The sequence below is a fragment of the Streptosporangium sp. NPDC002544 genome (genome assembly GCF_040295965.1).
GTDB lineage: Bacteria > Actinomycetota > Actinomycetes > Streptosporangiales > Streptosporangiaceae > Streptosporangium.
Map to the genome: position 1 here is coordinate 126,704 of NZ_JBEOWJ010000022.1, position 17,864 is coordinate 144,567.

Sequence of the window (17,864 nt, forward strand, 5' to 3'; positions counted from 1 at the left end):
ACGCGAGCCCGGGGGCAGTGTCTAGTTGCCCCAGCCGAGGAGCCAGACCTGGCCGCCTGCCCCGTAGCGGTTCTTCTGCCACGGGTATGCCCGGGAGGAGCACACGCCCGTGTAGGGGTTGTAGGAGGTGCAGAAACGCCATCCGTCCGTGACGTCCCAGACGTTCCAGCCGACCCCGTACGCCTGGATGTTCTGGCAGCCCTCGTACATGTAGGTGGGCAGGTTGGTGCTTCCCGTGCAGCTCGCCGAGGTGTACGTGACCTGGGTGCCGTTGCCGCACCACGTGTGGTAGCCGAACCCGCTGAGGCCCGGAGCCCCGTACGCGGTCGTCAGATACCAGCAGCCCGACGTGAAGTTACCGGAGGTGTTGGAGAACTGCCTGGCGGGCGACTGGATGCCGCTGGCGAACTTGCCCTGGTTGGTGTCGATGATCCTGGGAGGGGTTTCCTGCTGGCGGGACATGTCGATGTACTTGTCCAGCCCCCTCCTGCGGATCTCGTCGGCGGTCAGGGCGCGCGCCGTGGGCCTGGGGGGCGGGTCGACCCGCTGGACCGGGGCGGCCGGCGAGCCGCCCGGGGAGGCCGGCGGGGCGGGTGAGAAGGCTCCGAGGCTCAGGACGGCGATCGCCGCGAACGCGCAGCTGACCGTGACTCGGGCGAATCGTCGATTCAATGGCATGCGGCATGCTCCTTATCAAAACGGCGCGCCGTGGGCAGGGGCGTAGGCATCCCCGTCCACGGGGCGAGCTTGATGGCGTAGGAAATATATAAGCCCGCCTTTCCTGGAGTGCGGAATCTGGTTTCCGGCAGGGTAAACGAAAATTTCCCCGGGTAATCGGCAGGAGGTCTTGCGTGACCTCGCTGCCTGTGATTTCACGGGCCTGACCAGGGTGCAGAGAACCCGGTGCGACGTGTACGAAAGGGATTACGAAGGACCGGCGTGTTTTTCCGGCGGGCGGCTCGGGCGCCTTTCCTGGGAATTCCCGAGAGTAAGCGGATCGTGCCCCGGCCGGACTTCTTTCGCTGATTTACCGCCCGTTTGGGGGACGTGTTCCGACAAGCGTGCTCAATCCGGTACCGGGGCCGGGCGCGGCGTTCGTTTCCCGGGAGGATCGCCCGGTGCCCGTCACTCCGGCGCCCCGGATCCGGGCCTCTCGCGATCGTTGGAACCGGCGTGGGAATCGGATAGGAAGGAGAGCATGACTACCGAGCAGACGTTCGTCATCGTCGGAGCGGGCCTGGCCGGGGCCAAGGCGGCGGAGTCCCTGCGCGAGGAGGGCTTCTCAGGCCGGATCACGCTGATCGGCGCCGAGACCGAACTCCCGTACGAGCGGCCTCCGCTCTCGAAGGCCTACCTGCTCGGCAAGGAGGAGAAGGCCAAGGTCTACGTCCACGACGAGGGCTGGTACGCGGACAACTCCGTGGAACCGCTGCTCGGGCGCCGCGTGACGGACCTCGACCGGGCCGCGCACCAGGTGGAACTGCACGACGGGCGGCGCATCCGGTACGACAAGCTGCTCCTCGTGCCCGGCGCCTCACCGCGCCGCCTCGGCGTGCCCGGCGCCGACCTGGACGGCGTGCACTACCTCCGCAGCCTCGACGACTCCGAGCGGCTGCGCGAGGCGCTCCGCGGCGGGGGCAGGGTGGCCGTCGTGGGCGCGGGCTGGATCGGGCTGGAGACCGCCGCGGCCGCCAGGGAGTACGGCTGCGAGGTGACGGTCATCGGGCCGAGGGCGGTGCCGCTGCACACCGCGCTCGGCCCCGAACTGGGCGCCTTCTTCGCCGACGTGCACCGGCGGCACGGCGTCGACCTGCGGCTCGGCCGCGAGGTGACCGGGCTGCTGGGCTCCGGGCGCGTCCACGCGGTCGCCACCGACGACGGGCAGGAGGTCGCGGCCGACGTGGTGATCGTCGGTATCGGCGTGAACCCCAACACCGAACTCGCCGAGCGGGCCGGCCTGGCGGTGGAGAACGGGATCGTCGTCGACGAGTCGCTCCGCACCGACGACCCCGACGTCTACGCCGCCGGTGACGTGGCGAACGCGTTCAACCTCCTGTACGGCACCCGCATCCGCGTCGAGCACTGGGCCAACGCACTCAACGGGGGGCTGACCGCGGGTAAGGCCATGCTCGGCCGGCCGGTCGTCTACGACCGGCCGCCCTACTTCTTTACCGACCAGTACGACGTCGGCATGGAGTTCTCCGGCTGGTTCGCGCCCGGCGGGTACGACTCCGTGGTCATCCGCGGAGATCTGAGGTCGGGCGCCTTCCACGCCTTCTGGCTCACCGGCGGGCGCGTCGTGGCGGGGATGCACGTCAACCAGTGGGACGAGGGCATCGCACCGGCCCAGGATCTGATCCGCAGCGGTGCGACCGTCCGCCCAGAGCGGCTCGCCGACCTCTCCGTACCGCTGAGCGACGTCACGAAAGGCTGACGCACGGCCTCGCCCCCGGCACGGGAACCGGAGCGGCCGCTCGCCCGTCCACGGGTAAGGAGCCATGGGAAGAGGGGCCGTAGGAGGCGAGCATGACCCCCACCGAGAACGTGACCATAGAGACACGAGGCCACCGGGAGTCGCTCGCGCTGACCGGGACGGTCTGCGACCTCTACCAGGCGGTGTTCTCGTTGCCTCCCTTCAACGGGAACCGCGCGGAGTTCGCCAACCAGCGCTCCTACCTTCCCCGCCTGATGGACCGGCCCGGATTCCGGCTGACCACCGCGCGCTCCGGCCCCGAGTTCGTCGGCTTCGGGTACGGGTACCTGCTGCCCGCCGACGCCGGCTGGTGGACCGGGCTGGCCGAACCGGTCGACGAGGAGTTCGCGGCCGAGACCGGGACCAGGACGTTCGCCATCATCGACTACGGGGTGCTGCCCGGCTGGCGTGGCCTCGGGGTCGGGCACCGGATCCACGACGAGCTGATCGCCGGATCCGGTGCCGAGCGGGCGACACTGTCGGTACAGCCCAGGGCCGCGCGGACCCGGGCGATCTACCGGCGGTGGGGGTGGCGGAAGGTGTCCCACAAGCTGCTGGACCCGCCGATCCCCGCCCCGGTCTTCGACATCCTGGTGCTGGAGAAAATACCCACGGCACGCCGCCGGTGAGCCGGCTCGTCAGACGATTCGCGAGGTGATTCGCCAGGTGATTCGTCAGGCGATGAGCTGGAGGGCATGCAGCTTCTCGTCCAGAGCGGCCACCTGGCGGGTTCTCGCCCACGGGTTCAGCGCCTCGCGGATCTCCACCACCGAGCGGGCCAGCCGCGGCGAGGTGTTCCGGCAGGTGAGGCGGGCGGCCTCGCCGATATGCTCGCACGCCTCGTCGATGGCGCGCAGCCGCAGATGCGCGCGCGCCAAGTCCAGCCGGCTGAACGCCAGGTTGCGGACGAACGTCGGGTCGATCCGGGCCAGGGATCGGGCGGCCATCTCGACGGCGGCCTGGGCGTCGCCCATGTCCAGCAGACACTTGGTCTTGGTCGACAGATACTGCCCGTCGCCGTAGAAGTAGAGCAGCTTACCGCCCACGTCCTCCGTGCCCGCGTGGCCGAGCTCGCGGAGGGCCCGGTCCAGGCTCCTCATGCACCGGGCGTGGTCCTTGTGGCGAGCGGTCTTGGCCGAGCGGCGCAACACCGCGGAGTAGGCGCGGGCGCCGACGTCGCACGCGTACGACACCAGTAGCTTGCTACCGGCCCGCTGCCCCCAGGCCAGCGCCCCCAGAGCGTGCTCGACACCCTGGCGGGGATCGCCCTGCCAGGTCGCCAGCTGCGACCAGTTGGCCAGGACGAAGCTGTTCATCGCGTCGTTGTCGGCCCGGTGCGCGGCCGACTTGGCCTGCTCGTAGTAGTAGTTCGCCCCGTTGAAGTCGTTGAGGTTGAACAGCACCCAGGCGGTGAACCTGCAGATGTTGGCCAGCAGGTACAGCAACCTCTCGCGCACCTCGTCCGTCGACGCGGCCGGGATCAGCGACCGCACCAGGTGCTGCTGGGCCAGCACGGTCCCCAGCACCGACTGGGGGCCGAGACTGTCCTCCTGGCGCATGCAGTGATGCAGCACCGCGTCGATGTGGTCGACCGTCGCCTGGTCCACCCGGGACGGCTCGGCGGCGATCAGGGCGAGCCGGTCGAGCTCGTCGTCGTTGAGCCGGTCCAGTAGCGGAGAGGCCGCAGCCGCGGCCGCCGCGGCCCTGACCAGGGCCAGCACGTCGCGCCGGTTCATGGACGCCGCCCACTGGGCGAGAGCCCGTACGAGGGCGTCGTACTCCTCCTCGCGGGTCGACCCGACCGGCGCGGGTCCGGCGGGCAGGGCCGGCAGGGTCGCCAGCACCCCCTGGATATCCTCGTGGCAGAGGCTGCCCGCGGCTCCCGCGGCCACCAGTTCTCGTCCTCGGAGTCGGGCGGCCGGGGCGTTGTGCTCGTCGGCATCGCGGTGGTCTTCACCGTCGACCAGATCGGCGGTGCGGCAGTGATAGATACGGGCCAGCCGGTTCAGACCGGCGATCGGCGGCTCGTTGCCGGTGGGGCCAGGCCAAGCCTCCCACGACCCGAGCTTGCGGGTCGTCAGTGGCTCGTTCGGCCAGTACTCGTTCCATAGATGGCAGACCTTGGCTTGTGTGAGTCGATGCGCCTCCCGGAAGCCCTGGCGGGAGTTCAGGTGCCAACGTCGCTGGAACTCCGCTGCGACCTCCGCCCACGTGCAACCACGCTCGCGGAGTTCAGCGCTGAAGATGTCCATCTGCTGCTTGACGCTGCGCGGTGCACGTGGCATCGGCTCGGCCTCTCCCGGCGGGTCCTCCGGTGGTGATTCTTCGGGCCGAACGTTACTGGTCGATCACGTTCGGTGACGGCAGAGTGCAGAAATCAGCGACCAGATCGCCGATCCCTGCCGCGTCATCGTCGTGCGGGGCGAATCGACATCCGACAGCGACCAACAGACGTGGTCTCGTCGCCTGTTTCCGGCACGCTCCGCACAGGAGGGTTGAGACACCGCCGGAGCCGCCGGATTCGCGTGATCTCGTGGCTCGGGCGGGGCGTCCCTATCTGCGCCGGGGACGTGCGACCGAATCTCCGTTGAACCTCCCTGGAGCCATCACATGACCGTGCTCCCCGTCGAACGGCCGGGACCGATGCACTCACCGTTTCACCCCGATCTGGGCGCCCCCGACGAACTGTCCCTGGACGCGGCCGAGCTGCGGCTGGCGGCGCAGCCGACCGCCGCCTCCCAGGCCCGCGACTTCACCCGTACGCAACTGCGCAGGTGGGGCCTGCGGGAGCTTTCCGATGTCTGCGTGCTGGTCGTCTCGGAGATGACCACCAACGCCATCAAGGCCACCGCCGTCCCGCACACCCCGGACGGCTACGCCTGCCCGCACCCTTCGGCCCCCTGTGCCTGCTCGCAGGTCGCCGGCCCGTACCCGATCGTGCTGCGGCTGCGCCTCACCACCGTGGGCCTGTTCGCGGAGGTCTGGGACAGCAGCGACGGCGAGCCCCAGATCACCGAGGCGGGGGAGGACGACGAGAGCGGCCGGGGCCTGCAGCTCGTCGGCGTCTGCACCGACGAGTGGGGCCACTACCGGTCACCGGCCAGGGGGAAGGTCGTCTTCGGCCGCTGGGCTCTGCCGTTCGCCCGGCACGGTCTGGACGTGGTGCCCCGGCAGCCGGCCGCGTACTCCCGGATCCGTACGGCACGTACGTGATCCTTTGCTCTGCGACGAGATGGGACTTTGTGGCGAGGTATTGCCCTGCTTCCCCGGCAGTCGGCTGGACGCCGTTGATTCCAGCCTGTTTTGTCGGTCCGTTTTACTAAGGTCTGCTCGGTAGGCGATGAATCCACCGAGCCGGTGTCGACAGGCAAGGGCCGTTATGACGGGTGCCGGCCCATGCCTGCGAAAGAGAGCCGAACGGCTTTCGTGACACGGCCGTTCGACCACCGACGATCGGGCGCCGAGACTGCGGGGAGCACGATGGCAACCAGCCGGTGGCGGGAGCCGGAGATGACGGTGTCCTGGTCGCCGCGGAGTGGTGAACGGTCAACGACATCGGCTCCACCGACGAAGAGGCCAGGTCCGGCACGTCGCTAGGACACAGTGGGCCCATGAAGACGATTACGCAGCGCGAGTTTCGCAACAACTCCGCAGCCGTCATGGATGCGGTGGAGGCGGGCGAGACCTACCAGATCACTCGCGACGGCATTGCGGTCGCCGAGCTACGGCCGCTGCCTCGCCGACGCCGCCGCCCGCTACGGAACCCTGGTGGCCCTCACCATCGCCGCCAATCGTGATCCCCGCCCCCGCAGAATGGATCTGATGATCGCAGCGGTGGCCTCCACCCGGGGCCTACCGCTCTACACACGTAACGACGCCGACTTCAAAGGACTCGAAAACGTGGTGACCATAGTGCCGGTGTGACGCCCTTTCGAGCACCCAAAAGTCCTTCGGGCGATCTGGAATGTCCGACCTCGGTCATCGAAGGCACCGGCGGCACCCACCTCCGCTACCGCGCCCGCTACGCCTGATGTTCCGGGGCCGCGCCCGTCGGGTTGCGACAGCTCGGAAGTGACTCGGGCCTGGCGGGTACGGTTCACGAACGTTGTCGCCTCTATGAGCGGGCGCCCTACGCGGGGTACATCAGAGCCTCCATCGATCCCAGCACGGTTCGGCTTCACCCGTGCCGGTTCCAGGATGTAGTCTCCGAACCGGCGAATGTCGAAGCGCGCTGCCGGCATTGGGCCGGTGGGCGGTCCGAAAGCGGGAACCATGGCGGCGGAGTTCGAGCTCGGCGACTACATCCTGGTGCAAGACGGCAGGGTTCTTGAGATTTTCCACCGCACTTTGTCAAGTGTCAGGCGCTACCACGTGACGTTTCTCGGAGTGGATGCGAAACCGCGCGGCAACGGGTTCAAGGTCGTACTCGGCAGCAGGGGCGGCGACGACCGGATTACCAACGGGGTGCCGCTGAACATGGACGCGGAGGAGTTCGAGCGTTTCCGTGAATTCATCGCCCTGGCGATGGCTGCGCGCGACCGTTCGTAGTGGATGCCTGAACGCAAATCGATGGATCGACAGGAGTCATCCGGTCCGAGCGCGAAGAACGACGAGATCCACGATGAAGTGTTTCGGGTCTGTCGCGGTCCTTGCTTTCGCTTAATCCAACCAGCACGGCGGAACAACAGGTAATCACATGGGCGCTTACCCTTCGCGTTCCTGACGGCGTTCCCCGACGCGATCGACCACGAGCGGGAACGCGCACGCGCCGAGAACAAGAAGATCGAGGTCAGTTGCAGAGACTGATGTACCATACCGGCTTGAAATCTATTATTTCGAAATAGCCCGGGGGGGTTGACTGAATCTCAGCGTGTCGCTGGTCGAGGAACTTCACGGTGACGTTCTGATTGTTGTACACCAAACTGTTGCGGTCGCCATTGACGCCCCAATTGGTCAGGGCGTACTCAGTGCACTTGTAGAATTGAAATCCAATATTCTGACCACCGCTCCCCACCTGGGTGGTGCAGAATCTGGACGCTGGGCAGCGCTGTGTCCAGGCGACGCGCCCAATGCGGAGCGGGTCCTCCGTGTACTCGGCGCGGGGGCTCACGGTCACCAGGGCGCCGGCCGCCCCAGCCTCTGTGGTCTCGTTCGACGCATCGGACGATGCTCGCGGCGTAGCAGCCGGAGTGTCGTCGGTCCCCGATGCGACGTGGATGACATCGGTGCGGAGCGGAACGTCGTCCAGCGTCGCGGCGTTGGTGGTGGTCCCCGTTGACAGCAGTCCCACCGCGACAAGTGCGGCCACGGCGGTTACCCGCTTGATGAGCGTCGCCTTCATGGACCTTCCCTTTCCAAGGTCGTACCAGTGGCGGATCTCGCCACGAAACGACCCTCACAAGGCACGTTTCAGCGAACAAGATCCCGGGGCGGGAAGGTCTGGAATGTTGGGAATCTTGTCCTTCCCTGGCCGCCCGGGTCCGGTCAGCGAAGGCCGGCCTCTGGGAGGGACGGCCATGAACTCGCCCGCACCCACGGCCGCAGCTTTTCCGGATTGCGGACCGCCCAGATCCGGGTGACGCGGCCGTCGGTGACATCGAACGAGGCTACGGTCATGACGGTGCCGGCACGCTGGGCCACCAGGCCCGGCACACCGTTGACCGACCGCTCCAGGAGTTCGAACCCCGGAGCCTTGTCGGCGATGGCGACCATGTACTGGGCGATGCGCACACCGCCTTCGATCGGGCGCAGGACGGTACCGACCATGCCGCCGCCGTCGGCGGTCATCACGGCGGCCGGGTCGAGGAGCTCGACGAGGGCCGCGATGTCCTTGGCCTCCCATGCCTCTTTGACATGCCGCACCGCGTCGGCCTGCTGGGCCGCCGTCACCGGAGCCCGCGCGACGCGCACCCGCCGCCGGGCGGAGGCCGCGAGCTGCTTGCAGGCCGCGGAGGTCCGGCCGAGGATGCCGGCGATCTCGGCGAAGGGGTACCGGAAGACGTCGTGCAGGACGAACGCCACCCGCTCGGCGGGTGTCATCGACTCCAGGACGACGAGGAAGGCCATGGTCACCGATTCGTCCAGGACCATCTGGTCGGCGGGGTCGGTGCCATGGCCGCGGTCCCACTCGGTGTGGTCGGGCAGCGGATCGGGCAACCACGCGCCGACATAGCGTTCACGCCGGGCCCGCGCCGAGCCGAGCACGTCCAGGCAGATGCGGCCGGTCACCGTCGTCAGCCAGGCGCCGGGGGACACGATCTCGTCCTGTCGACTTCGTGGCAGCGCGTACCAGCGCGCGTAGGCCTCCTGTACGGCGTCCTCGGACTCGGTCAGTGAACCGAGCAACCGGTAGGCGACATTGATCAGTTGGCGTCGCTCACCGGCCATCTCATCGATGCTCGCCCCAGCCGCCCCCATGCTCCCGACAGCCTCCTCGCCTTACCTTTCGCAGGCCCGCGTCGTCGGGCTGGTGAGACCTTATCGACCTACTGCCCCCGGGGCGGAAAAGGGGACCGTGGCATGGCAACCCAGGCGACGGCACAGCGCCGCTTCTCGTTTCTGCAGATCGCGATCACCCTGCAGACCCTGACCATCTTCCTTCAGGCGGTCTCCGCCGGACTGCTGCTGACCTCGCCCTACGGAGAGACGCTGCACAGTGCCGGAGCCCGCGTGATGTACGGGGCGTCGATGCTGTACGTACTCGCGGCGGTGCTGGCGTGGAAGCCGGGCGGCGGCTCGCCCCGGCCCGTCTGGCACGCGTCCGGCTTCCTTGTCCTCGCCTCGGTCCAGGTCGTGCTCGGCATCGCGCACATACCGTCGGTCCATCTCCCCCTGGGCGTCCTGATGTTCGGACTGAGCGTGCTGGCGCTGGCGCGGCGCTGAAGTCCGATACGGGGCATTCTCAAATAGCGCGCAGGCCCCGGTCGGCGAAGGCGATCAGCCACTCGAAGCTCTCGTCGATGTCGGCGCTCCACTGGAAGCCGTTGGCCACCTGCAACGTGGCGAAGCCGTGCCAGAGGCTGCGGAGCATGCGCAGGGCGTGGTCCATGCCGGACTCTCCGATCTCGTAGCCGCGCAGGACCGCCGTGAACGCGTCGAGCAGCCGCCGGCCCGCGGTGGCCAGCGGATCGTCCGGGCCGGACGGTTCGGTGCCGATCGTCGCGGCGTACCGGCCGGGGTGCTCCAAGACGAAGGTGCGGAAGGCGCGCGCCGCGGCCGCCAGGGCGTCGCGGCCCGCGTACCCCTGGATCGCGCCGCCGACGGCGTCGGCGGCCTCGTTCAGCGCCAAGACCGCGATACGCCGGTTGAGGTCTTCCTGGCCGCTCACGTGCTTGTACAGGGACGGGGTCCGCACGCCCACCCGCTCGGCCAGCAAACCCATCGTCAGGTTGGCGAGGCCCACCTCGTCGGCGAGGGCGGCACCGGCCGCGACCACGGCCGCAGGGTCCAGGCCGGCCCTAGGCACGAGCGGCGTCCGAGCGAAGGAAGGCGAGCATGAGCGAAACCACCTGGTCGGGGAACTGGTCGTGCGGGTAGTGCCCGGCGCCCTCGATCATCTCAAGGCGACCGAGACCGGACGGCAGGGCATCGACGATCGCCGAACCCTCGGCGTGCGGGTCGGCCCAGTCGGGGTCGAGCGTGCCCATCACGACCAGGACCGGGCAGCGGACGTTGCCGAGCTGCGCGCCGGCGTCGGTCGGGGCGCTGCGGCCCATGCCCTGCATGGCCTTCATCCGGCCCGGCTCGCGCAGCAGGGAGTCGACGCGGCCGAGCCGCTCGGCCCAGTCGGCCGGTTTCACACCGGGGTAGGCCACATCGAGGTACGAGCGCCAGAGCGGCACGCTGCCGAACGCGGCCGTGCCGAGCAGCCGCAGCATGCCCTGCCGGAAGCGCCTCACCCGCAGGTCGCCGAGGCTGATCGACTGCTTGCGGGTGAACGGCGCCAACTCGACGACCGCGGTGATCAGCGAGGGCTCCCGCGCCGCGGCGATGGTGGCGGCGCCGCCGGAGATCGAGTGGCCGACGAGCACGGCCGGGCCGCCCAGGTGGCGGATCACGGCGAGCAGGTCGTCGGCGATGTCGGTGCGGCTCCAGGACGGCCAGTCGACGCTGGACTCGCCGCAGCCGCGCAGATCGACCGCGGCGACCCGATAGCCCGCCGCCACCAGCGGCGGGATCACCGCACGGTACGCGGCGCTGCTGTCGCCCATGCCGTGGGCGAGGACGATCAGCGGGCCGGACCCCGCCACCTCGTAAGCGATCGTGCCGCCGTCGACGGCAAGGTACTCGGTCACGACATCCTCCAGATCTGGCTAACTCTGTTAGCTAAAAGCTAATGTAATTAGCCAAACCTGTCAACGACGAAACCCCCGGCACGGCCACTGACGCTCAAAGCAACGCCGGCGAAGACCTCGAAGACGAGGCCGTACGCCTGTCACCAGGAGTGGGGCCGCGGATACCCCGCTAGAGGCCGATCTTGTCCAGCTCGGCGAGTTCCCCGTCGGAGAGCGAGAGTCCGGCGCCGGCGACGTTCTCGCGCAGGTGCGCCACCGACGAGGTGCCAGGAATCAGCAGGATGTTCGGCGACCGCTGCAGCAACCAGGCCAGGGCGACAGACATCGGCGTCGCATCCAACCGGGCGGCCACGGCCGACAGCGCCGAGGACTGCAGTGGGCTGAAGCCGCCGAGCGGGAAGAAGGGCACGTAGGCGATGCCCTCTTCGGCGAGCTCGTCGATCAGCTTGTCGTCGTGGCGGTAGGCGAGGTTGTACATGTTCTGCACGCACACGATCGGCGCGATCGCCCGTGCCTCGGCGATCTGTGCCGCCGTCGCGTTGCTGACTCCGAGGTGGCGGATCAGCCCCTGCCGCTGGAGTTCGACGAGCGTCTCGAAGGGCTCGGCGAGCGAGCCGGGCTGGGGTCCCTGAGCATCGCCGAGCCGGAGGTTGACCAGGTCGAGCACCTCGAGGCCGAGGGTTTCCAGGTTCTCGTGGACGGCACGGCGCAGGTCTTCGGGCCGCCGGGCCGCGGGCCAGCCGCCGTGCTCGTCGCGGGTCGCGCCGACCTTGGTCACGATGTGCAGCGATTCCGGGTATGGGTGCAGTGCCTCATGGATCAGCTGGTTGGTGACGCGCGGTCCGTAGGCGTGGGCGGTGTCGATGTGGGTGATTCCGAGGCCGACGACCTCGCGGAGGACGGCGAGTGCGCTGTCGTGGTCGGTGGGCGGGCCCATGACCCCGGGGCCGGCGAGCTGCATGGCGCCGTAGCCGAATCGGGTGACGGTCAGGTCGCCCAGGGTCCAGGTGCCGCCGGGAAGCGAAGTGGAGAGCGTGCTCATGCCTCTGTCTCTCGTGTTGAGCTGGTGGTGGTGCATAACGGTTCGCTGCATCAGTTTGGAGAGGTAACTTTCTGACGGGAAGTAGGCACTTTGGAGTGCGTAAGACACCCACGGGTGAGAGGAGCGGTCGATGGCAACGACGACGGCGGCCCAGAAGAGGGCACAGGCCAAGGCGGAATATGACGCTTTCCTGGCGGTATGTCCTAGCCGCAAGCTGCTCGACCGGATCTCCGACAAATGGGTCGCGCTGGTCCTGGCCGCGCTGGGCAGCGACGGCTCGCATCAGTTCGGCGCCGACTGCGCCGGTGAGCCCCGGTCGATGCGCTACTCGGAGCTGGCCCGACTGCTGGCCGGCGTCAGTCAGAAGATGCTCACCCAGACGCTGCGCTCCTTGGAGCGTGACGGCCTGATCACCCGCACCGCGACGCCGACCGTGCCCGTCACGGTCACCTACGAGCTGACCGACCTCGGTCTCTCACTGCACCACATGATGCGCGGCCTCAAGACCTGGGCCGAGACGCACATGGACGACGTGCTCGCCAACCGCGCGACGTACGACACCCGCACCACCTGAACCAAGCAGCGGATCTTCACCTCCATCCGCTGCTTCAACTCGCCGACGTCGAGGTCCGGGCGTCGCGGGTGAGGTGGTGCGCAGATCACCTCCCGTCGCTGTCGCACGAGTCCGTACAACAGCGCGATCCACATCGCGTCCGCCTCGGGGGCCTGCCACCGGTCGCTCTCGCTGACGGACGATTTTCCGGGTACGCGCTCCGTACGGCGGACAAACCTCAGCTCGCCCACCTGGCGCAGCTCGTAGTCTGGCCCCGTTTCCGGTCTCGACCCCGACCCCGGCTCCAGGCGAAGACCGGAGCGCAGCCCCTCCGCCCGGCCGCTGATGGCGCTTCACTTCCATGATGGGGGTCGTCAGTTGACCATGCCCTTAGGGCACGGATGAGACTCGCTGCCATGAACACTGTGGATGAAGTTCCCATGAACCAGAGCCGCCGCACGCCCGTCCGGCCCGGCTGGCCCGAGCTCGGCGTCGCTGTGCTCGCGGCCGCGATCCTGTACGCAGTCGGGTCGACGATCGCCTACCTGCTGCCGGCCGGCTCCCCGGTCTCGCCTGGCCAGGCGAACTTCCTCGTCTCGGGCCTCGCGCCGCTCGGAGCGTTCGTCGTCGCCGTGCTCATCCGCATCCGCGACGTCCGCCCCTTCGGGATGCGGCGCGTGCATCCCGGTTGGCTGCTCGCGGCCATCGCGGTCGCCCTCGCGTGCTTCGCGCTCAGCTGGCCGGTCTCGGCGATCTTCGACCCGTTCTTCCCCGGGTCAGAGAGCGTCCAGGAGGGCTATCGCGACGCTGCGCGCTCGGGCGTGCTCTCCCTCGTGGTGACGATCGTGCTCGGCGGCCTGCTGACGCCCATCGGTGAGGAGGTCCTGTTCCGCGGTGTGTTCGCGAGCTTCCTGTTCCGCTGGGGCACCTGGATCGGCGTGATCGTGAGCGCGGCGGTCTTCGCCGTCGCGCACGGCATCAACAGCGTCATGCCGATCGCGTTCGTTGTCGGGCTCGGCACCGGGCTGCTGCTCCGACTCTCCGGCTCGATCTGGCCGGCCGTGGTCGTCCACGTCGTCTACAACAGTGCGGGCCTGCTGTACCACGGCATCGGCTACTGAGCTACTCGACGAGCTTCCCCGCGATCGAGACTCACGCATGATTGCCGCGAGGGCGGGGTCGATCGTCTCTTACCGCTGCGTGGTTGTACGTGGACCTGGTGCGCGTGGATGCTCTGGGACCAAACAGGAGGCGCTGGCCTTTCCGCTCCGCGAGAGGTACGCCGTGGTTGGCGATCTGCAACATCGGAGGACAAACGTGCCCGTGATCGTGAGAAAGAGCGCGGGCTTGCCAGCCGAGAAGCGCAATGCCTCCGGCCGGCTCGTCGAAGCGCCGTCACCACCAGCTGGATACGAGCCCTCGATCAACTCGCCTCGCCTGCCAGCGCCTGGGCGCGAGCGAGTACCTTCAGCTGGGCGGCGTTGAACAGCTCGGCGAAAGCGGACGCGATCGCGGCCTCGGCGAACCCAGGGCCGCGCGTCGCCGCGGAGCCGGGGTCCGCCATCCAGGGGAACCGGGCCTGGCTCCGCTGGATCGACTCGGCCAGATGGCGCGCGATGGTCTCGATCGTCGCGTCGTCGGCGTCCTCTGGGAGGTAGTAGAACTCTTCGTCGGCCTCGCCCTCGGTGGCCTCTGTCATGAGCTGACGGAGGTCGTCGAGAGCGCTGTCCTTGAGCACCCCCGAGAACACGGTCAGCAAGGCCCGGTCCCGCTCCGACAATCCTTCGGCGACCGGACCGAACGGCAGTGGGGTGTCCAAGGGGGCCCGGTACTTGAGGATGACAGCCAGTTCCGCGCGAATCCGTTGCAGGCGCTCGATTGTGCGTGCCAGCTCGGCATCGAGCACGCGGATGGCTTCGTCGGGCTCCTCGTCCGCACTCCCCATCGCCCGGATCTGGGCGAGCGACAGGCCGAGCTCGGTCAGCCGCTTGATCTGAAGCAGCCGGACGAGGTGCGTCGTCTGGTATTGCTTGTACCCGTTGGGCGCTCGGCCGGGCAACTCGAGCAGCCCCATTTGGTGGTAGTGCCGCACCGTCTTGATGGTGGTGCCGGCGAGGTCGGCGAGCTGTCGCGTGCTCCAGGCCATGCCCGGGTCCTCCTCTGATGTCGCGCCGGATCGTCCTGGATCGAGCACAGCCCATGCCCAGGGACACGCTCAACCGCCGGGCCCTCGATCCTCGTTGTAAGAGCAGACGACCATCATCATGCTCGTCGAAGACACGGATGCCCACGCTCGGCCAGATCCATCTTCTCTGCGATGAACACCTGGGTCTGGAACTCTGCCACGGTGCTGCCGGTGTTGGTGAGCTGGGCCTTCACGGTGAGCTGCTGGGTGGCCGGGTCCAGCACGGCTTCGGGGGTGCCGTAACCGGCACGGGGCGTGGTGTACCAGGAGAGGCCGCCGAGGTCTTCGGCGGTCGCGGGCCTGATCCTGACCGCCTGGCCGCCGGCGGCGCCCAGCGATATCGACAGCCGGGTGGACGATCACCCTGGGCCCCCGCGCCGCCCTTGTGGGAGCCCTGACCCTCGCCGCTACGGCACCCACCCCATGAAATGACGGCGGCGTGATGCCCAGGCGGTGACGAACGCCTCCGGCAGCCGTGGCGTCCGGTCTCTTTCGTCGGTGCATGGCGCTGGAAGGCAACAGCATTGTGTCGACGGGCAATTATGTAAGATCTTTCACTTTTAATTATGGGAAGTATGGCCGGCAGAGATTCTGAGAACAATATTCGGGTTCGGTAATCTTTATGGTCTGATTTGTCCGATAGGCCGGAGAGGGGTCGTCAAAGATCTCGAACGGTTCGTCGATATTCGGGGCCGGATGCTGATTCGATGGTTACTCCGAATGGCAGCGGCATCATCGGAATCTGCTGTTTATCGGCGCATCCCTGGCTGATATGGCAAAGTGTCCAACCGATATCGATAAGTAAGGGTGGACCGTCCGAGGGATATCGGCGCTGAGACTGCCCTTCGCCTGTCCGTACGAAGAGCTAGCGTTTGATGGCCGAGGTCAAGTGAATCTTTCCCCCTCTCGGAGTATGGTCGCGGAACGTGACAGGTCTCCTGGCCTGGTGTCAGGGGCCGGACGGAATCGTGCCCCGAATCGCGACCGGCTCCACGAAATCGATGCGCTCCGTATCGCCGCGGCTGTCGCCGTGGCGATATACCACTACGTCTTTTCCGGGTACGCGGGCGGTGCGATCCAGGTCGGTTTTCCCGCAGGGAGTGAGATCGCCAGGTTCGGTTACCTGGGCGTGGACATGTTCTTCTTGATCAGCGGTTTCGTCGTGCTGCTCAGTGCCTGGAACCGTCGCCCGGGAGCCTTTCTGGTCTCGCGAATCGTCCGCCTCTATCCGGCCTTCTGGGTCGCGGTCACGATCACGACGGTGGTCTCGGTCACGCTGGGTATGGGAAAATATCCCATCACGTTTGGGCAGTATCTGGCCAATCTGACGATGTTCAATTCGTTGCCCGACATTCCCAATGTCGACGTCGTCTACTGGACGCTGTGGGCCGAGATCAGGTTCTACGCGCTCATCTTCGTGCTCGCCTGGATCGGCATCACCCGGAACCGGGTCATCGGAGTGCTGTGGGGCTGGTTGGCCCTGACCTTCCTGCTGCAGAGCGGAGTGCTTCCCTCCTCGGTTCACTCGGTGGCCGACCTGGTGGTGCAGTCGCAGTTCTCGCACTACTTCATCGCGGGCATGGCCCTGTGCATGGTCTACCGGTTCGGCCTGTCGGCGCAGCTCGCCGCGATCGTGCTGATCTCTTTCGGCAACGCCGTCTACCGGGGTATCGAGTTCGCCGGCAAGGTGGGCACCCGCTACCACACCGAGATCGAGAGCGCCGTCGTCGTCGCCGTCATCGTCGCGATCTTCATCGTGATGTTCCTCGTCTCGCTCCGCGTCACCCAACGGCTCGGCCGCCCCTGGTTCGCCGTCGCCGGAGCCCTGACCTACCCGCTGTACCTGATCCACGCGCACGTCGGCTTCATCGTCTTCGACCGGCTCGGCGACGTCGTGCAGCAGCACGTGCTGCTGGTCGGCACGGTGATGCTGATGTGCCTGGCGGCCTACGCCGTCAACGTCGCGGTCGAACGCCCGCTGGCACCCCGGTTGAAACGGCTCCTCACCCCGGTGGCTCGGTGACGCCGTGCGTGTCCGTCTTTCAGGGCCGCCGGGTGGAGGTGCGGCTGATCAGGTGCCAGGAGACGTCGGCGCTCTGACCGGCGGGGGCGGGGTGGCCAAGGGCGGTGCGGGCGCAGTGGGCGCCCTGGTCGCGGAGGGACTGGGCGATCGTGGTGAGCCCGGCGGGGGTGGCCGCGTCGGAGTCGTCCCAGCCGCTGAGGGTGAGGTCGCCGGGGACGCTCAGGCCCAGCCGGGCGGCGGTGCGCAGCGCGCCGAGGGCCAACTCGTCGCTCATCGCGGCGATCGCGTCGCAGGCGTACGGGCCGGTGAGCAGTTCGGCCGCGAGGACTTCGGCCTCGCGCGCGCTGTTGGTGGAGCAGACGGCGACCAGGACCTGTGACCAGTCGCCGCCGGTGGAGGCCCAGGCGTCGCGGTAGCCGCGCAGGCGCTGCCGGGTGACCCGGAAGGTCGAGGCGTCGGGGTCGATTCCCGGAGACGCGCTGCCCGGAGTGGTACCGGGAGGCTCGGCGTTCGGGTCGAGGGCCGTGGGGACGGAAGCACGGACAGGGGCGGAGGGCGCGGTAGCGGGAACGCGATCTGGAGTGGGAGTACGCCCGAGATCGGGGAGCGGGCCGGGACCGGCCGCACCGAAGGCGACCTGGGAGATCCGGTCGCGGTCGAGGGGGAAACTCAGCACTCCCGGGCGCCGTGCCCCTGCGAAGACCTCGCGGCCCACGGCAGCGGCGGCGGCGCGGTCGTCCGCGGCCACGAAGAACAGACCGTCGCGGTGGGGGCCGCCGTGGATCACGGCTGGCAGGCCGGTGGCGGTGATGGCGTCGATGACGGGGTCGTCGTCGGCCGTCGTCCAGACCACGAAGGCGTCGACGGCGGCCTCGGTGACCCGGTCGACGTCGGAGGGGGCTCCGGTGACCGGGACGAGCGTCAGCGCCATGCCGTGGTCGGCGCAGACCTGGGCGACGCCGGACAGGAAGCGGGTCGCCTGGGGGTCGTCGAAGGCGTAGGTGAGGTGCTCGCCGAGGACGACGCCCAGGGTGCCGGTGTGACCCCGGCGCAGTGACCGCGCGCCGGGGTGTGGTCCCGGGTAGCCGAGGCGTTCGGCGGCCTCGCGGACCCTGGCCCGTGCCTCGTCGGAGACCCGTCCCGGCTGGCCATAGGCGTACGAGACGGTCATCACGGACACCCCTGCCGCGCGGGCGACCTCGGCCATGGTCACCCGGCGTCGTGCCGCCCGTCCGCTCATGGGCCGAGGATATCTGTGTATCGATACACAAGGAGTTTGTGTATCGTTACACGC

The 17,864-nt window shown here is 68.2% G+C and carries 20 protein-coding genes and 1 pseudogene; 11 read left to right on the forward strand and 10 right to left on the reverse strand.

Annotated elements, in window-relative coordinates:
- Positions 1 to 21: 21 nt before the first annotated feature.
- Positions 22 to 678 (reverse strand): hypothetical protein, encoded by a 657-nt coding sequence (locus tag ABT061_RS29900; RefSeq protein ID WP_350924183.1) that lies wholly within the window; start codon positions 676 to 678, stop codon positions 22 to 24.
- A gap of 520 nt (positions 679 to 1,198) precedes the next feature.
- On the opposite strand from ABT061_RS29900, the gene ABT061_RS29905 reads away from it, so the two are divergent.
- Together ABT061_RS29905 and ABT061_RS29910 are read left to right on the forward strand one after the other, a co-directional pair.
- The gene (locus tag ABT061_RS29905) at positions 1,199 to 2,434 is read left to right on the forward strand and encodes an NAD(P)/FAD-dependent oxidoreductase (protein ID WP_350924185.1); all 1,236 of its coding nucleotides are present in this window, start codon (positions 1,199 to 1,201) and stop codon (positions 2,432 to 2,434) included.
- 92 nt (positions 2,435 to 2,526) lie between these two features.
- Entirely contained in the window at positions 2,527 to 3,102 is a 576-nt protein-coding gene (locus tag ABT061_RS29910) for a GNAT family N-acetyltransferase (protein WP_350924187.1), read from the forward strand.
- 45 nt (positions 3,103 to 3,147) lie between these two features.
- Here ABT061_RS29910 and ABT061_RS29915 read toward each other — a convergent pair whose 3' ends face one another.
- Complete coding sequence (locus tag ABT061_RS29915) at positions 3,148 to 4,758, reverse strand: NsdA family TPR-like regulatory protein (protein WP_350924189.1); 1,611 nt, start codon at positions 4,756 to 4,758, stop codon at positions 3,148 to 3,150.
- A gap of 325 nt (positions 4,759 to 5,083) precedes the next feature.
- On the opposite strand from ABT061_RS29915, the gene ABT061_RS29920 reads away from it, so the two are divergent.
- The 4 genes from ABT061_RS29920 to ABT061_RS29935 all read left to right on the forward strand — a co-directional run bounded on the left by ABT061_RS29920 (position 5,084) and on the right by ABT061_RS29935 (position 7,021).
- Positions 5,084 to 5,686 (forward strand): ATP-binding protein, encoded by a 603-nt coding sequence (locus tag ABT061_RS29920; protein ID WP_350924191.1) that lies wholly within the window; start codon positions 5,084 to 5,086, stop codon positions 5,684 to 5,686.
- A 398-nt stretch (positions 5,687 to 6,084) separates the two neighbouring features.
- Positions 6,085 to 6,270: a type II toxin-antitoxin system Phd/YefM family antitoxin gene (locus ABT061_RS29925; protein WP_350924193.1), complete on the forward strand. Its 186-nt coding sequence runs from the start codon at positions 6,085 to 6,087 to the stop codon at positions 6,268 to 6,270.
- Positions 6,182 to 6,397 carry a PIN domain-containing protein gene (locus ABT061_RS29930; protein ID WP_350924295.1) on the forward strand — a complete coding sequence of 72 codons (216 nt, stop codon included), beginning with the start codon at positions 6,182 to 6,184 and terminating at the stop codon, positions 6,395 to 6,397. The genes ABT061_RS29925 and ABT061_RS29930 overlap by 89 nt, the downstream gene beginning before the upstream one ends.
- Before the next feature lie 294 nt (positions 6,398 to 6,691).
- Positions 6,692 to 7,021: a hypothetical protein gene (locus ABT061_RS29935; protein WP_350924195.1), complete on the forward strand. Its 330-nt coding sequence runs from the start codon at positions 6,692 to 6,694 to the stop codon at positions 7,019 to 7,021.
- Between the two features lie 241 nt (positions 7,022 to 7,262).
- On the opposite strand, the gene ABT061_RS29940 is transcribed toward ABT061_RS29935, so the two are convergent.
- Both ABT061_RS29940 and sigJ read right to left on the reverse strand, forming a co-directional pair.
- Positions 7,263 to 7,814: a hypothetical protein gene (locus ABT061_RS29940; RefSeq protein ID WP_350924197.1), complete on the reverse strand. Its 552-nt coding sequence runs from the start codon at positions 7,812 to 7,814 to the stop codon at positions 7,263 to 7,265.
- Positions 7,815 to 7,957: 143 nt separating this feature from the next.
- Positions 7,958 to 8,890 carry an RNA polymerase sigma factor SigJ gene (gene sigJ, locus ABT061_RS29945; RefSeq protein WP_350924199.1) on the reverse strand — a complete coding sequence of 311 codons (933 nt, stop codon included), beginning with the start codon at positions 8,888 to 8,890 and terminating at the stop codon, positions 7,958 to 7,960.
- Between the two features lie 102 nt (positions 8,891 to 8,992).
- Here sigJ and ABT061_RS29950 point away from each other — a divergent pair, with 102 nt between their 5' ends.
- On the forward strand, positions 8,993 to 9,355 hold the full coding sequence (locus ABT061_RS29950) for a hypothetical protein (RefSeq protein ID WP_350924202.1): 363 nt from the start codon (positions 8,993 to 8,995) through the stop codon (positions 9,353 to 9,355).
- Positions 9,356 to 9,374: 19 nt separating this feature from the next.
- Here the strand turns inward: ABT061_RS29950 and ABT061_RS29955 are convergent, their stop codons facing one another.
- From ABT061_RS29955 to ABT061_RS29965, 3 genes are all read right to left on the reverse strand, one after another.
- Positions 9,375 to 9,938, reverse strand: a complete 564-nt coding sequence (locus ABT061_RS29955) for a TetR/AcrR family transcriptional regulator (RefSeq protein ID WP_350924204.1) — start codon at positions 9,936 to 9,938, stop codon at positions 9,375 to 9,377.
- The gene (locus ABT061_RS29960; RefSeq protein ID WP_350924206.1) at positions 9,931 to 10,767 is read right to left on the reverse strand and encodes an alpha/beta fold hydrolase; all 837 of its coding nucleotides are present in this window, start codon (positions 10,765 to 10,767) and stop codon (positions 9,931 to 9,933) included. Before ABT061_RS29960 ends, ABT061_RS29955 begins: the two co-directional genes overlap by 8 nt.
- 169 nt (positions 10,768 to 10,936) lie before the next feature.
- Positions 10,937 to 11,860 (reverse strand): aldo/keto reductase family oxidoreductase, encoded by a 924-nt coding sequence (locus ABT061_RS29965; protein WP_502991497.1) that lies wholly within the window; start codon positions 11,858 to 11,860, stop codon positions 10,937 to 10,939.
- 79 nt (positions 11,861 to 11,939) lie between these two features.
- On the opposite strand from ABT061_RS29965, the gene ABT061_RS29970 reads away from it, so the two are divergent.
- From ABT061_RS29970 to ABT061_RS29980, 3 genes and pseudogenes are all read left to right on the forward strand, one after another.
- The gene (locus ABT061_RS29970) at positions 11,940 to 12,383 is read left to right on the forward strand and encodes a winged helix-turn-helix transcriptional regulator (RefSeq protein ID WP_350924208.1); all 444 of its coding nucleotides are present in this window, start codon (positions 11,940 to 11,942) and stop codon (positions 12,381 to 12,383) included.
- Positions 12,384 to 12,778: 395 nt separating this feature from the next.
- A complete protein-coding gene (locus ABT061_RS29975; protein WP_350924210.1) occupies positions 12,779 to 13,483 on the forward strand; it encodes a CPBP family intramembrane glutamic endopeptidase in 705 nt (234 codons plus the stop codon).
- Between the two features lie 164 nt (positions 13,484 to 13,647).
- A pseudogene (locus ABT061_RS29980) lies at positions 13,648 to 13,795 on the forward strand (IS256 family transposase); the annotation flags it as partial.
- Here the strand turns inward: ABT061_RS29980 and ABT061_RS29985 are convergent.
- The gene (locus ABT061_RS29985; protein ID WP_350924212.1) at positions 13,786 to 14,508 is read right to left on the reverse strand and encodes a helix-turn-helix domain-containing protein; all 723 of its coding nucleotides are present in this window, start codon (positions 14,506 to 14,508) and stop codon (positions 13,786 to 13,788) included. The pseudogene ABT061_RS29980 and the gene ABT061_RS29985 overlap by 10 nt on opposite strands.
- 116 nt (positions 14,509 to 14,624) lie before the next feature.
- The gene (locus tag ABT061_RS29990; protein ID WP_350924215.1) at positions 14,625 to 14,771 is read right to left on the reverse strand and encodes a hypothetical protein; all 147 of its coding nucleotides are present in this window, start codon (positions 14,769 to 14,771) and stop codon (positions 14,625 to 14,627) included.
- A 689-nt stretch (positions 14,772 to 15,460) separates the two neighbouring features.
- Between ABT061_RS29990 and ABT061_RS29995 the strand changes: the two genes are divergently transcribed.
- Complete coding sequence (locus ABT061_RS29995) at positions 15,461 to 16,570, forward strand: acyltransferase family protein (RefSeq protein WP_350924217.1); 1,110 nt, start codon at positions 15,461 to 15,463, stop codon at positions 16,568 to 16,570.
- A 19-nt stretch (positions 16,571 to 16,589) separates the two neighbouring features.
- On the opposite strand, the gene ABT061_RS30000 is transcribed toward ABT061_RS29995, so the two are convergent.
- A complete protein-coding gene (locus tag ABT061_RS30000) occupies positions 16,590 to 17,810 on the reverse strand; it encodes a LacI family DNA-binding transcriptional regulator (protein ID WP_350924219.1) in 1,221 nt (406 codons plus the stop codon).
- Positions 17,811 to 17,864 lie beyond the last annotated feature (54 nt).